The 15712-nt window shown below is 74.1% G+C and carries 9 protein-coding genes; 7 read left to right on the top strand and 2 right to left on the bottom strand.

Features of this window, described 5'->3' with window-relative positions:
• From Scani_RS32075 to Scani_RS32065, 3 genes are all read left to right on the top strand, one after another.
• The gene (locus Scani_RS32075) at positions 1 to 2961 is read left to right on the top strand and encodes an SUKH-4 family immunity protein (RefSeq protein WP_167538169.1); all 2961 of its coding nucleotides are present in this window, start codon (positions 1 to 3) and stop codon (positions 2959 to 2961) included.
• Positions 2962 to 3220: 259 nt separating this feature from the next.
• On the top strand, positions 3221 to 4156 hold the full coding sequence (locus Scani_RS32070) for an LCP family protein (RefSeq protein ID WP_174872839.1): 936 nt from the start codon (positions 3221 to 3223) through the stop codon (positions 4154 to 4156).
• Between the two features lie 163 nt (positions 4157 to 4319).
• Positions 4320 to 5345: a coiled-coil domain-containing protein gene (locus Scani_RS32065; protein WP_159481247.1), complete on the top strand. Its 1026-nt coding sequence runs from the start codon at positions 4320 to 4322 to the stop codon at positions 5343 to 5345.
• A gap of 2 nt (positions 5346 to 5347) precedes the next feature.
• Here the strand turns inward: Scani_RS32065 and Scani_RS32060 are convergent, their stop codons facing one another.
• On the bottom strand, positions 5348 to 6988 hold the full coding sequence (locus Scani_RS32060) for an MFS transporter (RefSeq protein WP_486388689.1): 1641 nt from the start codon (positions 6986 to 6988) through the stop codon (positions 5348 to 5350).
• A 393-nt stretch (positions 6989 to 7381) separates the two neighbouring features.
• On the opposite strand from Scani_RS32060, the gene Scani_RS32055 reads away from it, so the two are divergent.
• Positions 7382 to 7963 (top strand): phospholipase A2, encoded by a 582-nt coding sequence (locus tag Scani_RS32055; RefSeq protein WP_159481246.1) that lies wholly within the window; start codon positions 7382 to 7384, stop codon positions 7961 to 7963.
• 191 nt (positions 7964 to 8154) lie between these two features.
• On the top strand, positions 8155 to 11700 hold the full coding sequence (mfd, locus tag Scani_RS32050; protein WP_159481245.1) for a transcription-repair coupling factor: 3546 nt from the start codon (positions 8155 to 8157) through the stop codon (positions 11698 to 11700).
• Between the two features lie 259 nt (positions 11701 to 11959).
• Here the strand turns inward: mfd and Scani_RS32045 are convergent, their stop codons facing one another.
• Positions 11960 to 13537, bottom strand: a complete 1578-nt coding sequence (locus tag Scani_RS32045; RefSeq protein WP_159481244.1) for a DUF2079 domain-containing protein — start codon at positions 13535 to 13537, stop codon at positions 11960 to 11962.
• A 344-nt stretch (positions 13538 to 13881) separates the two neighbouring features.
• On the opposite strand from Scani_RS32045, the gene Scani_RS32040 reads away from it, so the two are divergent.
• Both Scani_RS32040 and Scani_RS32035 read left to right on the top strand, forming a co-directional pair.
• On the top strand, positions 13882 to 14520 hold the full coding sequence (locus Scani_RS32040; protein ID WP_159481243.1) for a SurA N-terminal domain-containing protein: 639 nt from the start codon (positions 13882 to 13884) through the stop codon (positions 14518 to 14520).
• A 133-nt stretch (positions 14521 to 14653) separates the two neighbouring features.
• Complete coding sequence (locus Scani_RS32035) at positions 14654 to 15673, top strand: nucleoside triphosphate pyrophosphohydrolase (RefSeq protein ID WP_159481242.1); 1020 nt, start codon at positions 14654 to 14656, stop codon at positions 15671 to 15673.
• Positions 15674 to 15712 lie beyond the last annotated feature (39 nt).

Below are 15712 nucleotides of genomic sequence, written 5' to 3'. Positions count from 1 at the left end.
GTGGTGACGTTCGCGCAGGCGCAGGAGCGCGCGGAGCGGTGGGTGAACGGTGACGTGCCGGCGCCGCTGCATCGTGAGGTGCGGGTGCGGGAGTTCGATCTGGGCTTCGTGGCCTGGGCCGAGGACCGGGAAGGGGGCCCGTCGACGGACTCCGGCCGGGCCCGGCTGGTGATCGCGCGGGACAGCGGGGAGACGACGCTGTGGCCGGGGCTGCCGGTGGGTGAGGTGATCCGGCGTTACGAGGAGGAGTACGGCGCTCCCGCGGACGGCGGATACGGCGCGGCCGAGGCGCCGCCGCAGCGGATCGACTTGGAGGCCACGTCGTTCCTGCTGACGCCGCCGGAGTGGCTGCAGGAGGCGGCGGACACGATCGGCGGACAGGGCCGGCGGGGGGCCGGGAGCGCGGGGGCCGAGGGCTCTGCGGGTTCTGTGGGCGCTGCGGGCGCCGCCCCGGTGGCTTCGCCGGCGGCCGCGCCCGCGTCCGGTGCCGCGCCGTCGGCCTCGGACGCCTGGGCCGAGGTGAGTGTGAACGGCACCGACGGCCCGGCCGCCCACGCCGGTGAGGAGCCGGCCGCGGGCCCCGGCGCGTCCGGCGAGCCGACGCCGTGGACCGGGACGGACACCACCGCGGGGGCGGGGGGCGACGACCGCTCGGTGGGGCTGCCCGCGACGGTCTTCGCGCCGCCGCTGGCCGGTTTCGACGAGGAGGGCGAGGACCCGCCGACGCCGCGTGTCCGGCCGGAGGCCAAGACCGAACTGCTGCAGGGCGGCAGTCAGTTGCCGCGTACGCAGGTGGCGCCCGCGCTGGAGCTGCCGGACGAGGCCGGGCCCGGGGCGGGGCAGGCGCGCCCGGCCGGCGGGCCGGCCGGCGTTCCGCTGCCGCCGCCGATGCCTCCCGCGCCGCCCGCCGCCGCGGGCCTGTCGGAACTGCCGCCGCCGTCCGGGCCGCCGGTCGCCGACGTACCGCCGCCGCCGGGTGCCGGTGCGCCCGCCGCGGGCGGACCGGGCGTCCCCGGTCCCGGGATGCCGCCGCCCGCACCGCCCGTGGGCGGTGGGGTGCATGCCGCGGCGACGATGCTGGCCGACGGTTCGGCGCTGCCCGGCAACGCCGCCGCGGGCCCGCCGCCGCCTCCCGGGGTGCCCGGTCCGCCCGGCGCGGGCCGTGACGGTGCACCGGCGCAGGGCGCCCGGACCGATGCGGGCAGGGGCGAGGAGCGCCCGCCCGGCGGGCCCGCGGTGTCCGGCCCCGGTGCGCCCGGTGTCCCGGCCGGTGGCTATGTGCCGACGCAGATGGTCTCGCAGCTGGATGCGGCGGATCTGGATCTCAGCGCGGTGGACGGGCCGGGCGGGACGGGTGCGGCCGGTGGCGCCGACGGGGCCGGTGCCTCGGGTTCCGCCGATGCCGGTGGCCCCGATGCCGGTGGCCCCGATGCCGGTGGCCCCGGTGCCGGTGGCCCCGGCTCCGGTGGGGTGCATGCCGCGGCGACGATGCTCGCCGACGGCGCGTCCCTGCAGGCCGGCCTCGCGGGCGGGCCCGGCGGCGCTGCCGGCGGCCCCGGCGTGGCGCCGCCCGCGCCCCCCGGCCCGCCCGGTGCGCCCAAGCCGCCCGGTCCGCCCGGCGCTCCCAAGCCTCCCGGCCCGCCCGGCAGGCCCGCCGCGTCCGCGGGCGGCCGGGGTTCCGGCGGCCAGGACGGTCCGCCCGGGCCCCCCGCCGCACCGCCCGCCCCGCCCGCCGCGGGCGGTACCGGTGGGGTGCATGCCGCGGCGACGATGCTCGCCGGTGGCGCGGCCCTGCCCGGCGGCGGGCCGGGCGGCCCCGGTGCTCCGGGTGCTCCCGGCGTCCCGCCCTCGGCCGGGCCCGGCGTCCCGCCCCCGCCCGCTCAGGCCGCCCCGCCCGGACCGCCCGCCGCTCAGGGCCCCGGCGGCCAGGCTCCCGGCGGCGGTGCGTACGGCTATCCGCAGACGCCCAGCGGTCAGCCGACCGTCGGCCCGGGCTACATGGCCGTCCTCAGCTACCGCGCGCCGGACGGTTCCGAGCAGAAGATCGTGCGTCGTTCGGCGCCCGGTACCCCGCATCCGGAGTGGCAGCTGCTGCACGAGCTGCGCGGGATGAACATCCCCCCGCAGCAGGTGCTGGAGCTGCACACGGAGCTGGAGTGCTGTGATCTGCCGGGCGGCTACTGCGCCCGGATGATCCGGGACAACTGGCCGCAGGTGCGGATCAGCCACACCGCCGCGTACGGCAGGGACCACGCCTCGCGCCAGCAGGGCGTACGGCACCTCGTCGAGCATCAGGGCGAGCTGCACCAGGTCGCGGACGGTCCGGCGCGGCCGGCGCCGGTGCGGGCCCCGTTGCCGCATCCCTCGCAGGTACAGCCGGTGCCCCCGGTGCCGCCGCAGGTGATCGGGCAGGAGCTGGAGCAGTCGTTCGGGCCGCAGGGGATCTTCCGCTTCGATCAGCGGGCGGTCTCCCGGCACGGGGTGCCCGATGTGGTGGCGCAGATGCTGGTGTGGTCCGGGCTGCCGGTCGACTTCGGGCCGTTCTTCTGGGCGCAGGCCCAGCCGGGCCGTCCGGTGCCGACGCTGGCGGAGCTCGCGGCGGAGCGCATGGTGCAGCCCGCCTCGGACGCCGGGTCGTACCTGGTGATGGGCAACGACTTCGGCCGTCAGCTGTGTGTGCAGTACGGGACCGCGCACATCGTGGCGGTGCCGATGGAGGCCGGGCCGGGCGGTGCGCCCGCGACGCCGCAGTTCGTGAACTCCGGTCTGCCGGAGTTCACGCGCTGTCTGGCGATGCTGGGGCGGATGTGGCGGCTGCGCTACGGGCTGACTCCCGAGCAGGCGGGCCGCTGGACCGTCGACTTCCAGGCGCAGCTGGTCGCGCTGGATCCGCCGGCGCTGGGTTCGCCGGAGACCTGGTGGTCGGTGCTGCTGGAGCAGATGTGGGACGGGCTGCTGTAGGAGCGGCGGCACAGCGCAACCGGGCCCGTCAAAGGGCCCGGTTGTAGCCGCCGGCCGGGGTGTTCGAGCTGCGGGACGGGGCGGGTGCCCCGACCATGCCTATATGGGCCGTCTGATACCCCCGTTGTCGCAGTCGTCGCCGTCGACGACTGCGTACCGGGCGCGGCGGGCGCGCTGGTGGCACGGGCGGCGGGCGGCCGGGTCGCTGCGCGGCCCGGGCCCGCCCCGGCGGCGCTGGGCATGGCTCGTCTGGTTCCTGGTGACGCTGCTGGTGCTGGTCGTGGCGGTGGTCGCGGTCGCTGCCTGGCTCTACATCTCGGCGGGGCGGCAGCTGCGGCACATGGACGCGCTGGGCGACTACCCGGGGCGGCCGTCCGCGGGCAGGGGCACGAACTGGCTGCTGATCGGCTCGGACAGCCGTACCGCGCTGACCCCGCAGCAGCGCCGGGACCTGCACGTCGGCAACAACGACGTGCGCAACACCGACACCATCATGGTGCTGCACTACGGCGATCACGGACCGTCGCTGGTCAGCCTGCCGCGCGACAGCTACGTCCCGATACCCGGCCACGGCAGCCGGAAGATCAACGAGGCCTTCGCGGACGGCGGGCCGCAGCTGCTCACCCGAACGGTGGAGCAGGCGACCGGGCTGCGGATCGACCACTACGCCGAGGTGAACTTCCTGGGCTTCGTGCAGGTCGTGGACGCGCTGGACGGCGTGCGGCTGTGTCTGGACAAGCCGCTGCGGGACGAGCGGTCGGGGGCGGACTTCCCGGCGGGCTGCCGGCGGATGAACGGCACCCAGGCGCTGGCGTACGTACGGGCCCGGTACGCCGACCCCGAGGGTGACCTCGGACGGGTGAAGCGCCAGCGGCAATTGCTCGGTGCGGTTGCCGACGAGATGGCCTCCCCCGACGTCCTCCTCGATCCGACCCGGCTGCAGCGGGTGCTGGACACCTCGCTGGCGGCGCTGACCGTGGACGACGGTACGGACATGGCGCGGGTGCTGGATATGGGCTGGTCGATGAAGCAGATCGCCGGCGGCGAGGGGAGCGCGACGACGGTGCCGGTGACGCGGCCCGGGGTGATGGTGAGCGGCGTCGGGTCGGTGCTGCAGTGGGACGAACCCGGGGCGCGGCGGCTGTTCCAGGCGTTGCGCGCAGATGATCGGACTCCGACTTCTGGCAATAAATAACGCATCCTGGTGGGTGGGTTGGGTGGAGTGTCGCGATGATGCGGCTTCGGCCCGGCCCCCGGCACGTGCGTACCACCGCACGGTGTGGCACGGAAGCATGCGAATGGAAGCGGAACGCTGCGGGTCGCGCGCGTGCTGTGCGCGGCGGAGAGGGGCTTGAGGGATGAGTGCATCGGTTTCGCCTCACGGGTTCGAGACCGTACGAGGGCGTGGCTACCGGCCGGAGGATGTGGACCGCCGCGTCACGGGACTCTCGGTCGACCGCGATTCCTGCTGGGAGCGGGCCGCACGGCTCACCGTCCTGTCCAACGAGATGGACGCCGAACTCGCCGAGCTGCGCGTCTTTCTGGCGCAGCAGCCGCCGCAGACGTACGCGTCGCTCGGCAGCGAGGCCCGGTTGATCCTGACGACCGCGGAGTCCGAGGCGGCGCGGCTGCGGACCGAGGCGGAGGAGGCGGCCGGGGCGTCGCGTGACGCGGCGGCCGTCCATGCGGACGAGGTGCGGGACGCGGCCGAGCGGGCGGCCTTCGCGGTGCGGGCCGAGGCGGACACCCGGGCCCGGCGGACGGACCGGGCGGCGCGCGGTGAGGCCACGGAGCTGGTCGCCGTGGCGACGGAGGAGGCCGAACGGCTGCGGAGCGAGGCGGCCGAGGGGCTGGCGGAGGTGCGCCGGCGCACCGCGCAGCTGCTGAGCGACCAGGACAAGCGGCAGACGGAGGAGTGGGAGGCGGCCGGGCGGGAACTCACGGCGCTGGAGGAGGAGACGGACCGGTGCGTCGCGGAGCTGGACGCCCGGGGGAAGGCCCTCCGCGTCGACGCCCGGCGGCAGTACGCGGAGGCGGAGGAGGCGTCCCGGCACCGTCAGGAGGACGGCGAGGACCGCGCGGCCGGACTGCTGGCCCAGGCCCTGGCGGAGGTGGAGCGCATCGAGCGGGCCACCGAGCGGATCCTGCGCGAACACGACGCGGAGCGCGAAGAGGTGCGCGTCCATATGACCCACGTCCGCAACAGTCTGGCGGCGCTCACCGGGAAGGCGCCGGCGGCGGAGGGCGACGACGAGGAGACCGGGACGGCGCCGGACGGCGACGGGCGCGTGGGCCAGGGCGCCGGCGTCGGCTCCGGGTCCGGGTCCGACGGGGAGGACACCCTGGAGACGCCGGTGCACCGGGGCGGCGGCACGGGCGCCTGATCTCAGCGGCTGCCGGATTTCCCCGGCGGCCCCGCCGGGCCCGGTGTGCGCTCGCCCTCGCCCGTACCGCGGACATCCGTGTGCACCGGGAAGCGTCGCGGCGCGAGCAGCAGCAGTGCGGCCAGTGCGAGCGCGGCGGCCGCGGCGGCGCCGAGGTAGACGTGGTCGACCGTGGTGTCGACGGCGCGCCGCAGGTAGTCGGTGGCGTGGGCGGTGAGGGCGCCGGGGTGCTGGAGGGTGTGCGAGACCCCGTCGAGGTCGCCGGGCAGGCCGGGGCGGATGTCCGAAGGGGCGTGGGCGAGGCGGTCGTTGAGGGTGGCGTTGGCGAGGGCGCCGAAGAGCGCGGCGCCCAGGGACTGGCCGACCTGGCGGCAGAAGAGTATGGAGGCGGTGGCGGTGCCGCGCTCGGCATAGCCGACCGACGACTGGACGCCGATGATCAGCGGGAGCTGGAAGAGGCCGAGGGCCGCGCCCAGCGCCAGCATGATCAGGGCGGGCTGCCAGGCCGCGCCGGGGTAGGGCAGCAGCGGGAAGGCGAGCAGGATCAGTGCGGCCGCGCCGATGCCGACCGCCGCACAGGTGCGGATGCCGAGGCGGTTGTAGACATGGCTGCTGAGGGCGGCCGAGACCGGCCAGCTCAGGGTCATGACGGAGAGCACGAAGCCGGCCGCCGTCGGGCCCAGGCCCAGTACCGCCTGGGCGTAGGTGGGCAGGAACACGGTCGGCGCGACCATCATCAGGCCGAGGGCGCCGAGGGCGAGGTTGACGGCGGAGATGGTGCGGCGGCGCCAGACCCAGCCGGGGATGATCGGGTCGGCGGCCCGGCGTTCGATGACGACGGTGAGCGCGGCGCACAGCGCGCTGCCGGCGAACAGCAGCAGCGACGGCGGGGAGCTCCAGGACCAGGCCACACCGCCCTGGACCAGGGCGGTCAGCAGCAGCCCGCCACAGGCGAAGATCGCCAGCGCGCCGGGCCAGTCGACGCGGGGGCGGCGGTCCCGGTCGCCCTCCCGGTCCCGTGCCGGCTCGGAGAAGTACCGCACGATCAGCCAGAGGGCCACCGCCCCCACCGGCACATTGACCAGGAAGATCCACCGCCAGTCGGCGTAGGCGGCGAGCAGTCCGCCCAGGGCGGGTCCGGCGACCGACGAGGTGGCCCAGACGCTGGAGAGCCTGGCCTGGATCTTGGGGCGTTCCTTCATCGGGTAGAGGTCGGCGGCGATGGTCTGGACGGTGCCCTGGAGGGCGCCGCCGCCCAGGCCCTGGACCACGCGGAAGGCGATCAGCGAGGCCATGTTCCAGGCGCCGGCGCAGGCCAGTGAGCCGGTGAGGAAGAGCAGGATGCCGGTGATCAGGATGGGCTTGCGGCCGAAGGTGTCGGAGAGCTTGCCGTAGACGGGCAGGGTGACGGTGACGGCCAGCAGATAGCCGGAGAAGAGCCAGGAGAAGACCGCGAAGCCGCCGAGGTCACCGACGATCTGGGGGATGGCGGTGGCGATGATCGTCGAGTCGAGGGCGGCCAGCGCCATGGCGAGCATGAGGGCGGCGACGACGGGGCGCCGTCGCGGGTCCCCGGCCCCCGGGCCCGCCGTCCGCAGGGCGTCGCGTTCGCTGTGGCCGGCAGGTCGCGCGCTGTGGCTCACCGTTCCCCCTCCGCAGGTCCTTGTACGCTGCACCCTTCCATGCGGGGGCGGAGCGCGGAACCGCGCTTCCGGTCCCGGCGCGGCTCGACGGGCTCCGGGGTGCGGCAGGCCGGTGCCCGTGGCGCGGGGGGTGTTCCACATCACAGCCGGGCCCGCGCGCCGAGGTTTTGGGTGCATTGAACCCTCTTTGCGCATCGGGCACATCCGGACATAGTGATCGAGTCCGCCCTTGCTTCACCATGTCCGGCCGTGCGGAACTCGAGATTCCCTCGACGGTGCGCCGGGGTGATGCGGCAATTCCTCCTGCGGAGCCCGGCGGCGCGCTATTTTCCTCCCCGGAGCCGATTTCGGATACGGCTTCCGATGCAGCATGAAATCGGGGAAGGGAAACAAGTGAACACGATACGGACCTCTTTCGGAGGTGTCGTACTGGCCGGTGTCCTCGCTCTGGGGACGGCGGCACCCGCGCTCGCCGCGGCGCCGGCAGAGGCGGTCACGACCGGACCGTCCTCCGTGGCGCAGCAGGCCTCTGCGGCGGACGTGGCCGGTCCCGCGGTCGGCGGGGCGTACCGGCTGAAGAAGCTCAAGTCGCTGACCAGCAAGGGGCAGGCGTCCCAGGATGCCTGGTTCAAGTACCTCGGGCTGTACCGCTCGGGCTCGAATTACTTCCGCTTCAACTGGAGCACCAACGGCTGCAACAGCTCGCCGGAGAAGCTGCCGGGCGGCTACGACTTCACCTACTCCTGCCACCGCCACGACTTCGGTTACCGCAACTACAAGACAATTGTGGGGAAGACGGCGTGGCGCCGGGACCACAAGAAGCGTATCGACGACGTATTCCTGCAGGACATGCGCAAGGCCTGCCAGTACAAGCCCTGGGCCGACCCGCTCACGCCCGCGCTGCGGAAGAAGATGAAGGCCGCCTGCCTCAAGACCGCGGACAAGTACTACGCCGCGGTCCGGGTCGCCGGCTGATCCGCGCCGCTCACGGCTGACGGCTCGCGCCGCGGCCGGGAGCGCGGCCCCGGCGCGAGCTGTCCGGCGCGCCGGGGCCGTCGGGGTCTTGCGGCCCGCCGGGGTGACCGGCGGGCGTACGCTTGGCAACCCCGGCCCGTGAGACGTGTCGGGCTGCTGCGTTGTTCGCCTCGCTGGGACGGAACCTTCTGATGAGCCTGACTGGTCTGCTCGACGCCGTCGTACGGGACCGGGCGCTCGCCGAAGCGCTGCAGGCCGCGGCCGACGGGAACCGGCCGCATGTGGATCTGGTGGGGCCGCCCGCCGCCCGCCCGCTCGCGCTCGCCGCACTGGCCCGGGAGGCCGGCCGCCCGGTGCTCGCGGTGACCGCCACCGGCCGGGAGGCGGAGGACCTCGCCGCCGTCCTGCGCAGCCTGATGCCGGCCGGCGAGGACAACGCCGTCGTGGAGTACCCCTCCTGGGAGACGCTGCCGCACGAGCGGCTCTCCCCGCGCTCGGACACCGTCGGCCGGCGCCTCGCGGTGCTGCGCCGGCTCGCCCACCCGCGCCAGGACGACCCGACGGCCGGTCCCGTCTCCGTCGTCGTCGCCCCCATCCGCTCGGTGCTCCAGCCGCAGGTCAAGGGCCTGGGCGACCTGGAGCCGGTCAGCCTGCGCACGGGCCAGACCGCCGATCTGGAAGAGATCGTCGACGGCCTGGCGGCGGCCGCGTACGCACGCGTCGAGCTGGTCGAGAAGCGCGGCGAGTTCGCGGTCCGCGGCGGGATCCTGGACGTCTTCCCGCCCACCGAGGAGCACCCGCTGCGGGTGGAGTTCTGGGGCGACGACGTCGAGGAGATCCGCTACTTCAAGGTCGCCGACCAGCGGTCCCTGGAGGTCGCCGAACACGGCCTGTGGGCGCCTCCGTGCCGCGAGCTGCTGCTGACCGACGACGTCCGGCAGCGGGCCGCGGCGCTCGCCGAGCAGCACCCCGAACTGGGCGAGCTGCTCGGCAAGATCGCCGAGGGGATCGCCGTCGACGGCATGGAGTCGCTGGCCCCGGTCCTGGTGGACGACATGGAGCTGCTGCTGGACGTGCTGCCGGCCGGGAGCATGACGGTGGTGTGCGACCCGGAGCGGGTGCGCACCCGGGCCGCCGACCTGGTGGCGACCAGCCAGGAGTTCCTGCAGGCCTCCTGGGCGGCCAGCGCCGGCGGGGGAGTGGCACCGATCGACGTGGGCGCGGCCTCCCTGTGGGGCCTCGCGGACGTCCGGGACCGGGCGCGCGAGCTGGGGATGATGTGGTGGTCGGTGAGCCCCTTCGCGGCCGATGAGGAGCTGGCGGCGGACGGCGACACCCTCAAGCTGGGCATGCACGCCCCCGACACCTACCGCGGCGACACCCAGCGGGCGCTGGCCGACACCAAGCAGTGGCTCGCGGACGGCTGGCGCACGGTGTTCCTCACCGAGGGACACGGCCCCGCCGCCCGTACGGTCGAGGTCCTCGGCGGCGAGGGCATCCCCGCCCGCCTGGACGCCGACCTCGCCGCGCTCTCGCCCTCCCTCGTCCACGTCTCCTGCAGCCCCCTCGACAACGGCTTCATCGACCCCGAGCTCCGCCTCGCCGTCCTCACCGAGACCGACCTCTCCGGCCAGAAGGCGGCAGGCAAGGACGCGGCGCGGATGCCGGCCCGCCGCCGCAAGACCATCGACCCGCTGACCTTGCAGGCCGGCGACTTCATCGTGCACGAGCAGCACGGTGTGGGCCGCTACATCGAGATGGTGCAGCGCACGGTCCAGGGCGCCACCCGCGAGTACCTCCTCGTCGAGTACGCGCCCGCCAAGCGCGGCCAGCCCGGCGACCGCCTCTACATCCCGACCGACCAGCTCGAACAGGTCACCAAGTACGTGGGCGGCGAGGCCCCGACCCTGCACCGGCTCGGCGGCGCCGACTGGACCAAGACCAAGGCGCGCGCCAAGAAGGCCGTCAAGGAGATCGCCGCCGACCTCATCAAGCTGTACTCCGCGCGGATGGCGGCGCCCGGCCACACCTTCGGCCCGGACACCCCCTGGCAGCGCGAGCTGGAGGACGCCTTCCCCTACGCGGAGACGCCCGACCAGCTCTCCACCATCGCCGAGGTCAAGGAGGACATGGAGAAGTCGGTCCCCATGGACCGCCTGATCTGCGGCGACGTCGGCTACGGCAAGACGGAGATCGCGGTCCGCGCCGCCTTCAAGGCCGTCCAGGACGGCAAGCAGGTGGCCGTCCTGGTGCCGACCACCCTCCTCGTGCAGCAGCACCTCGGCACCTTCACCGAGCGGTACGGCCAGTTCCCGGTCAACGTCCGGGCGCTGTCCCGCTTCCAGACCGACACCGAGGCCAAGGCCGTCCTCGAAGGGCTGCGCGACGGCACCGTCGACCTCGTCATCGGCACCCACCGCCTGTTCTCCTCCGAGACCAAGTTCAAGGACCTGGGCCTGGTCATCGTCGACGAGGAGCAGCGGTTCGGCGTCGAGCACAAGGAGCAGCTGAAGAAGCTGCGCGCCAACGTCGACGTGCTGACCATGTCCGCGACGCCCATCCCCCGCACCCTGGAGATGGCGGTGACGGGCATCCGCGAGATGTCCACGATCACCACCCCGCCCGAGGAGCGCCACCCGGTCCTCACCTTCGTCGGCCCGTACGAGCAGAAGCAGATCGGCGCCGCCATCCGCCGCGAACTCCTGCGCGAGGGCCAGGTCTTCTACATCCACAACCGTGTCGAGTCGATCGACCGCGCCGCCGCCCGGCTGCGCGAGATCGTGCCCGAGGCCCGCATCCAGACCGCCCACGGCCAGATGGGCGAGACCCAGCTGGAGCAGGTCGTCGTCGACTTCTGGGAGAAGAAGTTCGACGTCCTGGTCTCCACCACCATCGTCGAATCCGGCATCGACATCTCCAACGCCAACACCCTGATCGTCGAGCGCGGCGACAACTTCGGCCTCTCCCAGCTCCACCAGCTGCGCGGGCGGGTGGGCCGCGGCCGCGAGCGCGGCTACGCCTACTTCCTCTACCCGCCGGAGAAGCCGCTGACCGAGACAGCCCACGAGCGGCTGGCGACCATCGCCCAGCACACCGAGATGGGCGCGGGCATGTACGTCGCCATGAAGGACCTGGAGATCCGCGGCGCGGGCAATCTCCTCGGCGGCGAGCAGTCCGGCCATATCGCGGGCGTCGGCTTCGACCTCTACGTACGCATGGTGGGCGAGGCGGTCGCCGACTACCGCGCCTCCCTGGAGGGCGGCGTGGAGGAGGAGCCCCCGCTCGAAGTCAAGATCGAGCTCCCCGTCGACGCGCACGTCCCGCACGACTACGCCCCCGGCGAGCGGCTGCGCCTCCAGGCCTACCGTGCCATCGCCTCCGCCTCCTCGGAGGAGGACATCGCGGCCGTCCGCGAGGAGCTGGCCGACCGCTACGGCAAGCTGCCCGAACCCGTCGAGAACCTGCTGCTCGTCGCCGGCCTGCGGATGCTCGCCCGTTCCTGCGGCGTCACCGACATCACCCTGCAGGGCTCCAACATCCGTTTCGGGCCGGTGGAGTTGCGCGAATCGCAGGAGCTGCGGCTCAAGCGGCTGCACCCCCGCACGGTCCTCAAGCCGGCCACCCGCCAGATCCTGGTGCCGCGCCCGGCCACCGGCAAGATCGGCGGCAAGCCGCTGGTCGGCCGCGAACTGCTCTCGTGGGTGGGGGAGTTCCTGGCCACCATCCTCGGGTCGTAGGCGAGGGCGCCGACGGGGCCACCGCGGCTCCTCGCCGACGGCGCCGCCGCGGGCCCGGACCCACCGCAGATCCCCCGTCGTTGCTCGTGCGATGTCCCGTGGGGAACAGGACCGTCGGGCAGCGCCGGCAGTGTCTGAGGACCGCCGAGGCGTACTACGGCAGAGTCAGCTGACGGGGCCTCGGCGGTGTGCTCGCGGGCCGGGTGAGGGGGACGTGCCCGCCGCCCGGTCCGCGTCCGCGCGGGTGGCGCCGCGGGGGTCAGTGGGCGGAGGTCCGGTGCAGGACGAGGAGGTCGGCGGCGCCGCCGAGGACGACGTAGGTGGACTTGGGGTGGCGGGCTACGGCGTCCGTCAGCGCCTGCCGCGGGGTGCGGTTGTCGCGCAGTTGCACGGCGACATAGTCGGGTGCCAGGCCGCCGGTGTCGCCGATCCAGAAGACCCGGGTACGGCCGGTGAGGCGGCTCAGCGGCCGGATGTCGGACTCCACGCTCGCGCCGTCGGGTATCCGGTCCAGCAGCTTCTCGGCGGCGGCGACGTCCGGCGGTACGCGGTAGGTGGCGGCCTCGGTGAGGCGGGCCAGCGGAAGCGTGGCCGTGAGCGCGAGGGCCACGGACACCACGGCGGCCGGCAGGTGGTGGGCGTACGAGCGCAGCCAGGGGCGGGCGGAGACCCGGGCCTTGGGCAGGGCGTCGATCAGGGCGAGGAAGACCACCGGCATCAGGACGGCGTTGTAGTGCCAGTCGATGCCCCAGTAGTGGGGCTCGTGCGACAGGAAGCGCCAGCCCAGAGTGGGGAGCGCGACCAGCAGAAGAGGGGAACGCAGCGCGAGCAGGCCGGTGGTGGGCAGCAGGACCCACAGGGTGGTGCGCACGGCCGTGTCGAGGGGGATGGTGAGGCCGCCGCCGTCGGCGCCGAACTTGCTCCAGTAGTCGTACGAGCCGGAGCCGTTGAACCCCGGTATGAGCACGCCGAGGGTGACGGCGGTGGCGGTGATGCCGAAGGCCACCAGGGCGATGGCCAGCGGACTGGCCCGCCGGGTGCGTATCAGGGCGAGCGCCCCGATGACGGCCGCGGTCACCCCGAGGTCCTCCTTGACCAGCACCAGGGGCGCGGCCCAGCACACCACCGCCGTCCACCGTCCGCGCAGCACCGCTTCGAGCGCGAAGGCGATCAGCGGCAGGGCGAAGGCGATCTCGTGGAAGTCGAAGTCGACGGCCTTCTGCACGCCCCAGGACGTGCCGTAGGCGACGCCGATCGCCAGGCCCGGGACGCGGCCCAGGGCGCGGGCGGCGGCCCGGGTGACCGGTATCGCGGACAGCGCGAACAGCGCGGCCTGCGCGATCAGCAGGGTCAGGGACGAGGGGAACAGCCGGTAAAGGGGGGCGAGCAGGATCAGTACGGGACTGAAGTGGTCGCCGAGGATGTTGGTGCCGGGGCCCTTGAGGTCGACGACCGGCGCCTGGAAGTGGGCGTAGCCCCGTATGGCCTGTTCGAATATCCCCAGGTCCCAGGAGGACGTGCCCAGGGTGCGGAACCGGCAGACGGCCAGCAGCGCGAAGGCGACGAAGAAGAACCCCGCCGTCCAGTACGGGTCGAGGCGAGGGGCGCGCAGGGGGGCCGTCCGGGTGCGCAGGCGGTGGGCGGCGCGCCGCAGGCGGCCGGTCCGGTCCGGTGGCGGCGTGCCGGTGGACGCCGCCTCGGGGTCGGCCGATGTGGCGGACCGCGGCGCCGGCACGGCACCGGCCGGGGCGGCGGCCCGGGGCGGTGGCACGGCGCCGACGTCCTCCCCGAGAATCCGTCCGGGGGCACCCCCAGCAGTTACTGCGGCCGTGTCCATGCGGATCCTCACTCTCAACTGATCGAAAAGATACTCGAAGCGGAGCCCCGGACCGCCCGGCGGCCGTTGCGCTGTGACGGCGGGCGTGGCAGTGGGTCAGACGCGGGCGTGGGCCGGTCCGTTCCCGGGACGGGAGGGCGGGCGGTCGCCCGGAACGGTGAAGTCCGGTGCGGGGCCGGCAGGGGTACCGGGGACGGACGAGCGGACCAGGGGCGTCCCGTCCTCACGGCAGAAACCCACCCCGCCCCAGATCGTTGGCCGAAGCAGTGGCCTGGGCCACGCCGACTCCATAGCATCGATCCACCAAGGTCGAGACTCCGTCGCACGATCTGCCGGGAGGCCATGTGTTCCGCCGTAGGACAGCGCTCTCCGTATCCGCCACCGCCGCCCTGCTGGCCGCGGCCCCGTTGCTCGCGGCCTGCGGCAGCGATGCCCACCCCGGGGCCGCGGCCCTCGTGGACGGGAAGCGGATCACCGTCTCGCAGTTGCAGGCGAAGGTGAAGGACGTCCGCGCCGCGCAGGCCAAGTCCCCGCAGGGCGGCCAGCTCATCATGAACACCGGCCGGCTGAGCCTGGCCACCCTCAACGGCATGATCTTCGACGAGGTGCTGGCCCGCGGCGCGCGGGACGCCGGGGTGACGGTCGACCGACGCGAGGTCCAGCAGTGGCGGGCCCAGGCGGAGAAGCAGGCCGGCGGCGCCGAGCGGCTGAAGGCGATGTGGCTCCAGCAGGGCGTCGCCCCCGACGAGATCGACGCCATGGTCCGCAACCAGCTGCTGCTCGACGGCGTCGCCCGGCACCTCGGCGCGGACCGGGGCAAGCCGCAGGGCCAGCAGAAGCTCGCCCAGGCGCTGGCCAAGACCTCCCGGTCCATGGGGATCGACGTCAATCCGCGGTTCGGCAAGTGGGACGACCAGCAGGTCATCCTCGGCGAGACCAAGGACCCGTGGATCACCCGGGAGCCCGCGAAGCAGCAGGCCTGAGGCCGGGGGACGACGCGGCGGGGCGGGCGGCCCGGGGCGGTCCGCCGGAGCGAGTGGCGGGGGACCGGGGCGGGTGCCCCGGCCTTCGCCCACCCGCGCCGGGCTTGTCGGTGCGGTGCGTTACGTTCGAGACGTGAACGCTGACGCCTCTGCCGCCGACACCGGCGCCGAAGCCCGCCCCGAGGGCACCGGCACCGGACGCCTGGTCCTGCTCACCACCAGCCACCGGGTCGCCCCCGGGCTCCTGTCCTTTCCCGCCTGGCAGATTCTGCGCGCGGCGGACCGTGTGCTGTGCGCCGACCCGGACCATCCGCAGCTCCCCTATCTGCGGGAGGCCGGCATCGAGGTGGAGACGGCCGCCGTCCCCGCGGCCCGTGACCTGGTCGACTACTGCGTGCCGGGAGACCGTACGGCCGTCGTCCTGACCTCGGCGGACGGCGAGAGCGCGCTGACCGACGGCCTCGCCAGGCTGGCCGGCTCCGGCCGGGAGACCATGCCGGACCTGGAGCTGCTGCCCGGCTCCTACGACCTGCCCGGCGCCCGGCTGCTCGACCTCGTCCAGGTCATGGACCAGATCCGCGCCACCTGTCCCTGGAGCGGCATCCGTACGCACCGCGACCTCGCCAAGTACGGCATCGAGGAGGCGTACGAGCTGGTCGAGGCCATCGAGGAGGGGGACCGCGAGGCGCTTCGCGAGGAGCTGGGCGATGTCCTCCTCCAGGTCGTCTTCCACGCCCGGATCGCCCAGGACGACCCCGACGAGCCGTTCTCCCTCGACGATGTCGCGGGCGGGATCGTCGAGAAGCTGATCCACCGCCATCCCCATGTCTTCGGAGAGGCAGAAGCGGCGACCCCGGAGGACGTCAGGGCGCACTGGCTGCGGATGAAGGCGGAGGAGAAGCAGCGCGACTCGGTGACCGACGGCATTCCGCTGGCCCAGCCCGGTCTGGCTCTGGCGGCGAAGCTCTCCTTCCGCGTCCGCACGGCCGGCCTCGACGTCGCGCCGCCGGCCGGCGAGGGCATCGGGTACGAACTGCTGGCCCTGGCGATACGGGCCGAAACGGAGGGCGTGGACCCGGAGACCGCGCTCCGGGCGGCGGCGCGGGCGTACCGGGACGCGGTGCTCGCCGCCGAGGGCGGCGCCGGGGCGTGAGTCCTTCGGCGGGGCGGCACCGCCCGCCGATGTGACGAC

This window comes from Streptomyces caniferus (genome assembly GCF_009811555.1).
GTDB classification, from domain to species: domain Bacteria; phylum Actinomycetota; class Actinomycetes; order Streptomycetales; family Streptomycetaceae; genus Streptomyces; species Streptomyces caniferus.
The sequence above is the reverse complement of the archived record's forward strand: the minus strand, read 5'-3'. Positions and strand labels throughout refer to the sequence as shown.

Excerpts from the sequence above, each read along its gene's own strand:
- mfd (WP_159481245.1), top strand. The coding sequence starts at position 8,155 with ATGAGCCTGACTGGTCTGCTCGACGCCGTCGTACGGGACCGGGCGCTC.
- Scani_RS32065 (WP_159481247.1), top strand. The coding sequence starts at position 4,320 with ATGAGTGCATCGGTTTCGCCTCACGGGTTCGAGACCGTACGAGGGCGT.
- Scani_RS32045 (WP_159481244.1), bottom strand. The coding sequence starts at position 13,537 with ATGGACACGGCCGCAGTAACTGCTGGGGGTGCCCCCGGACGGATTCTC.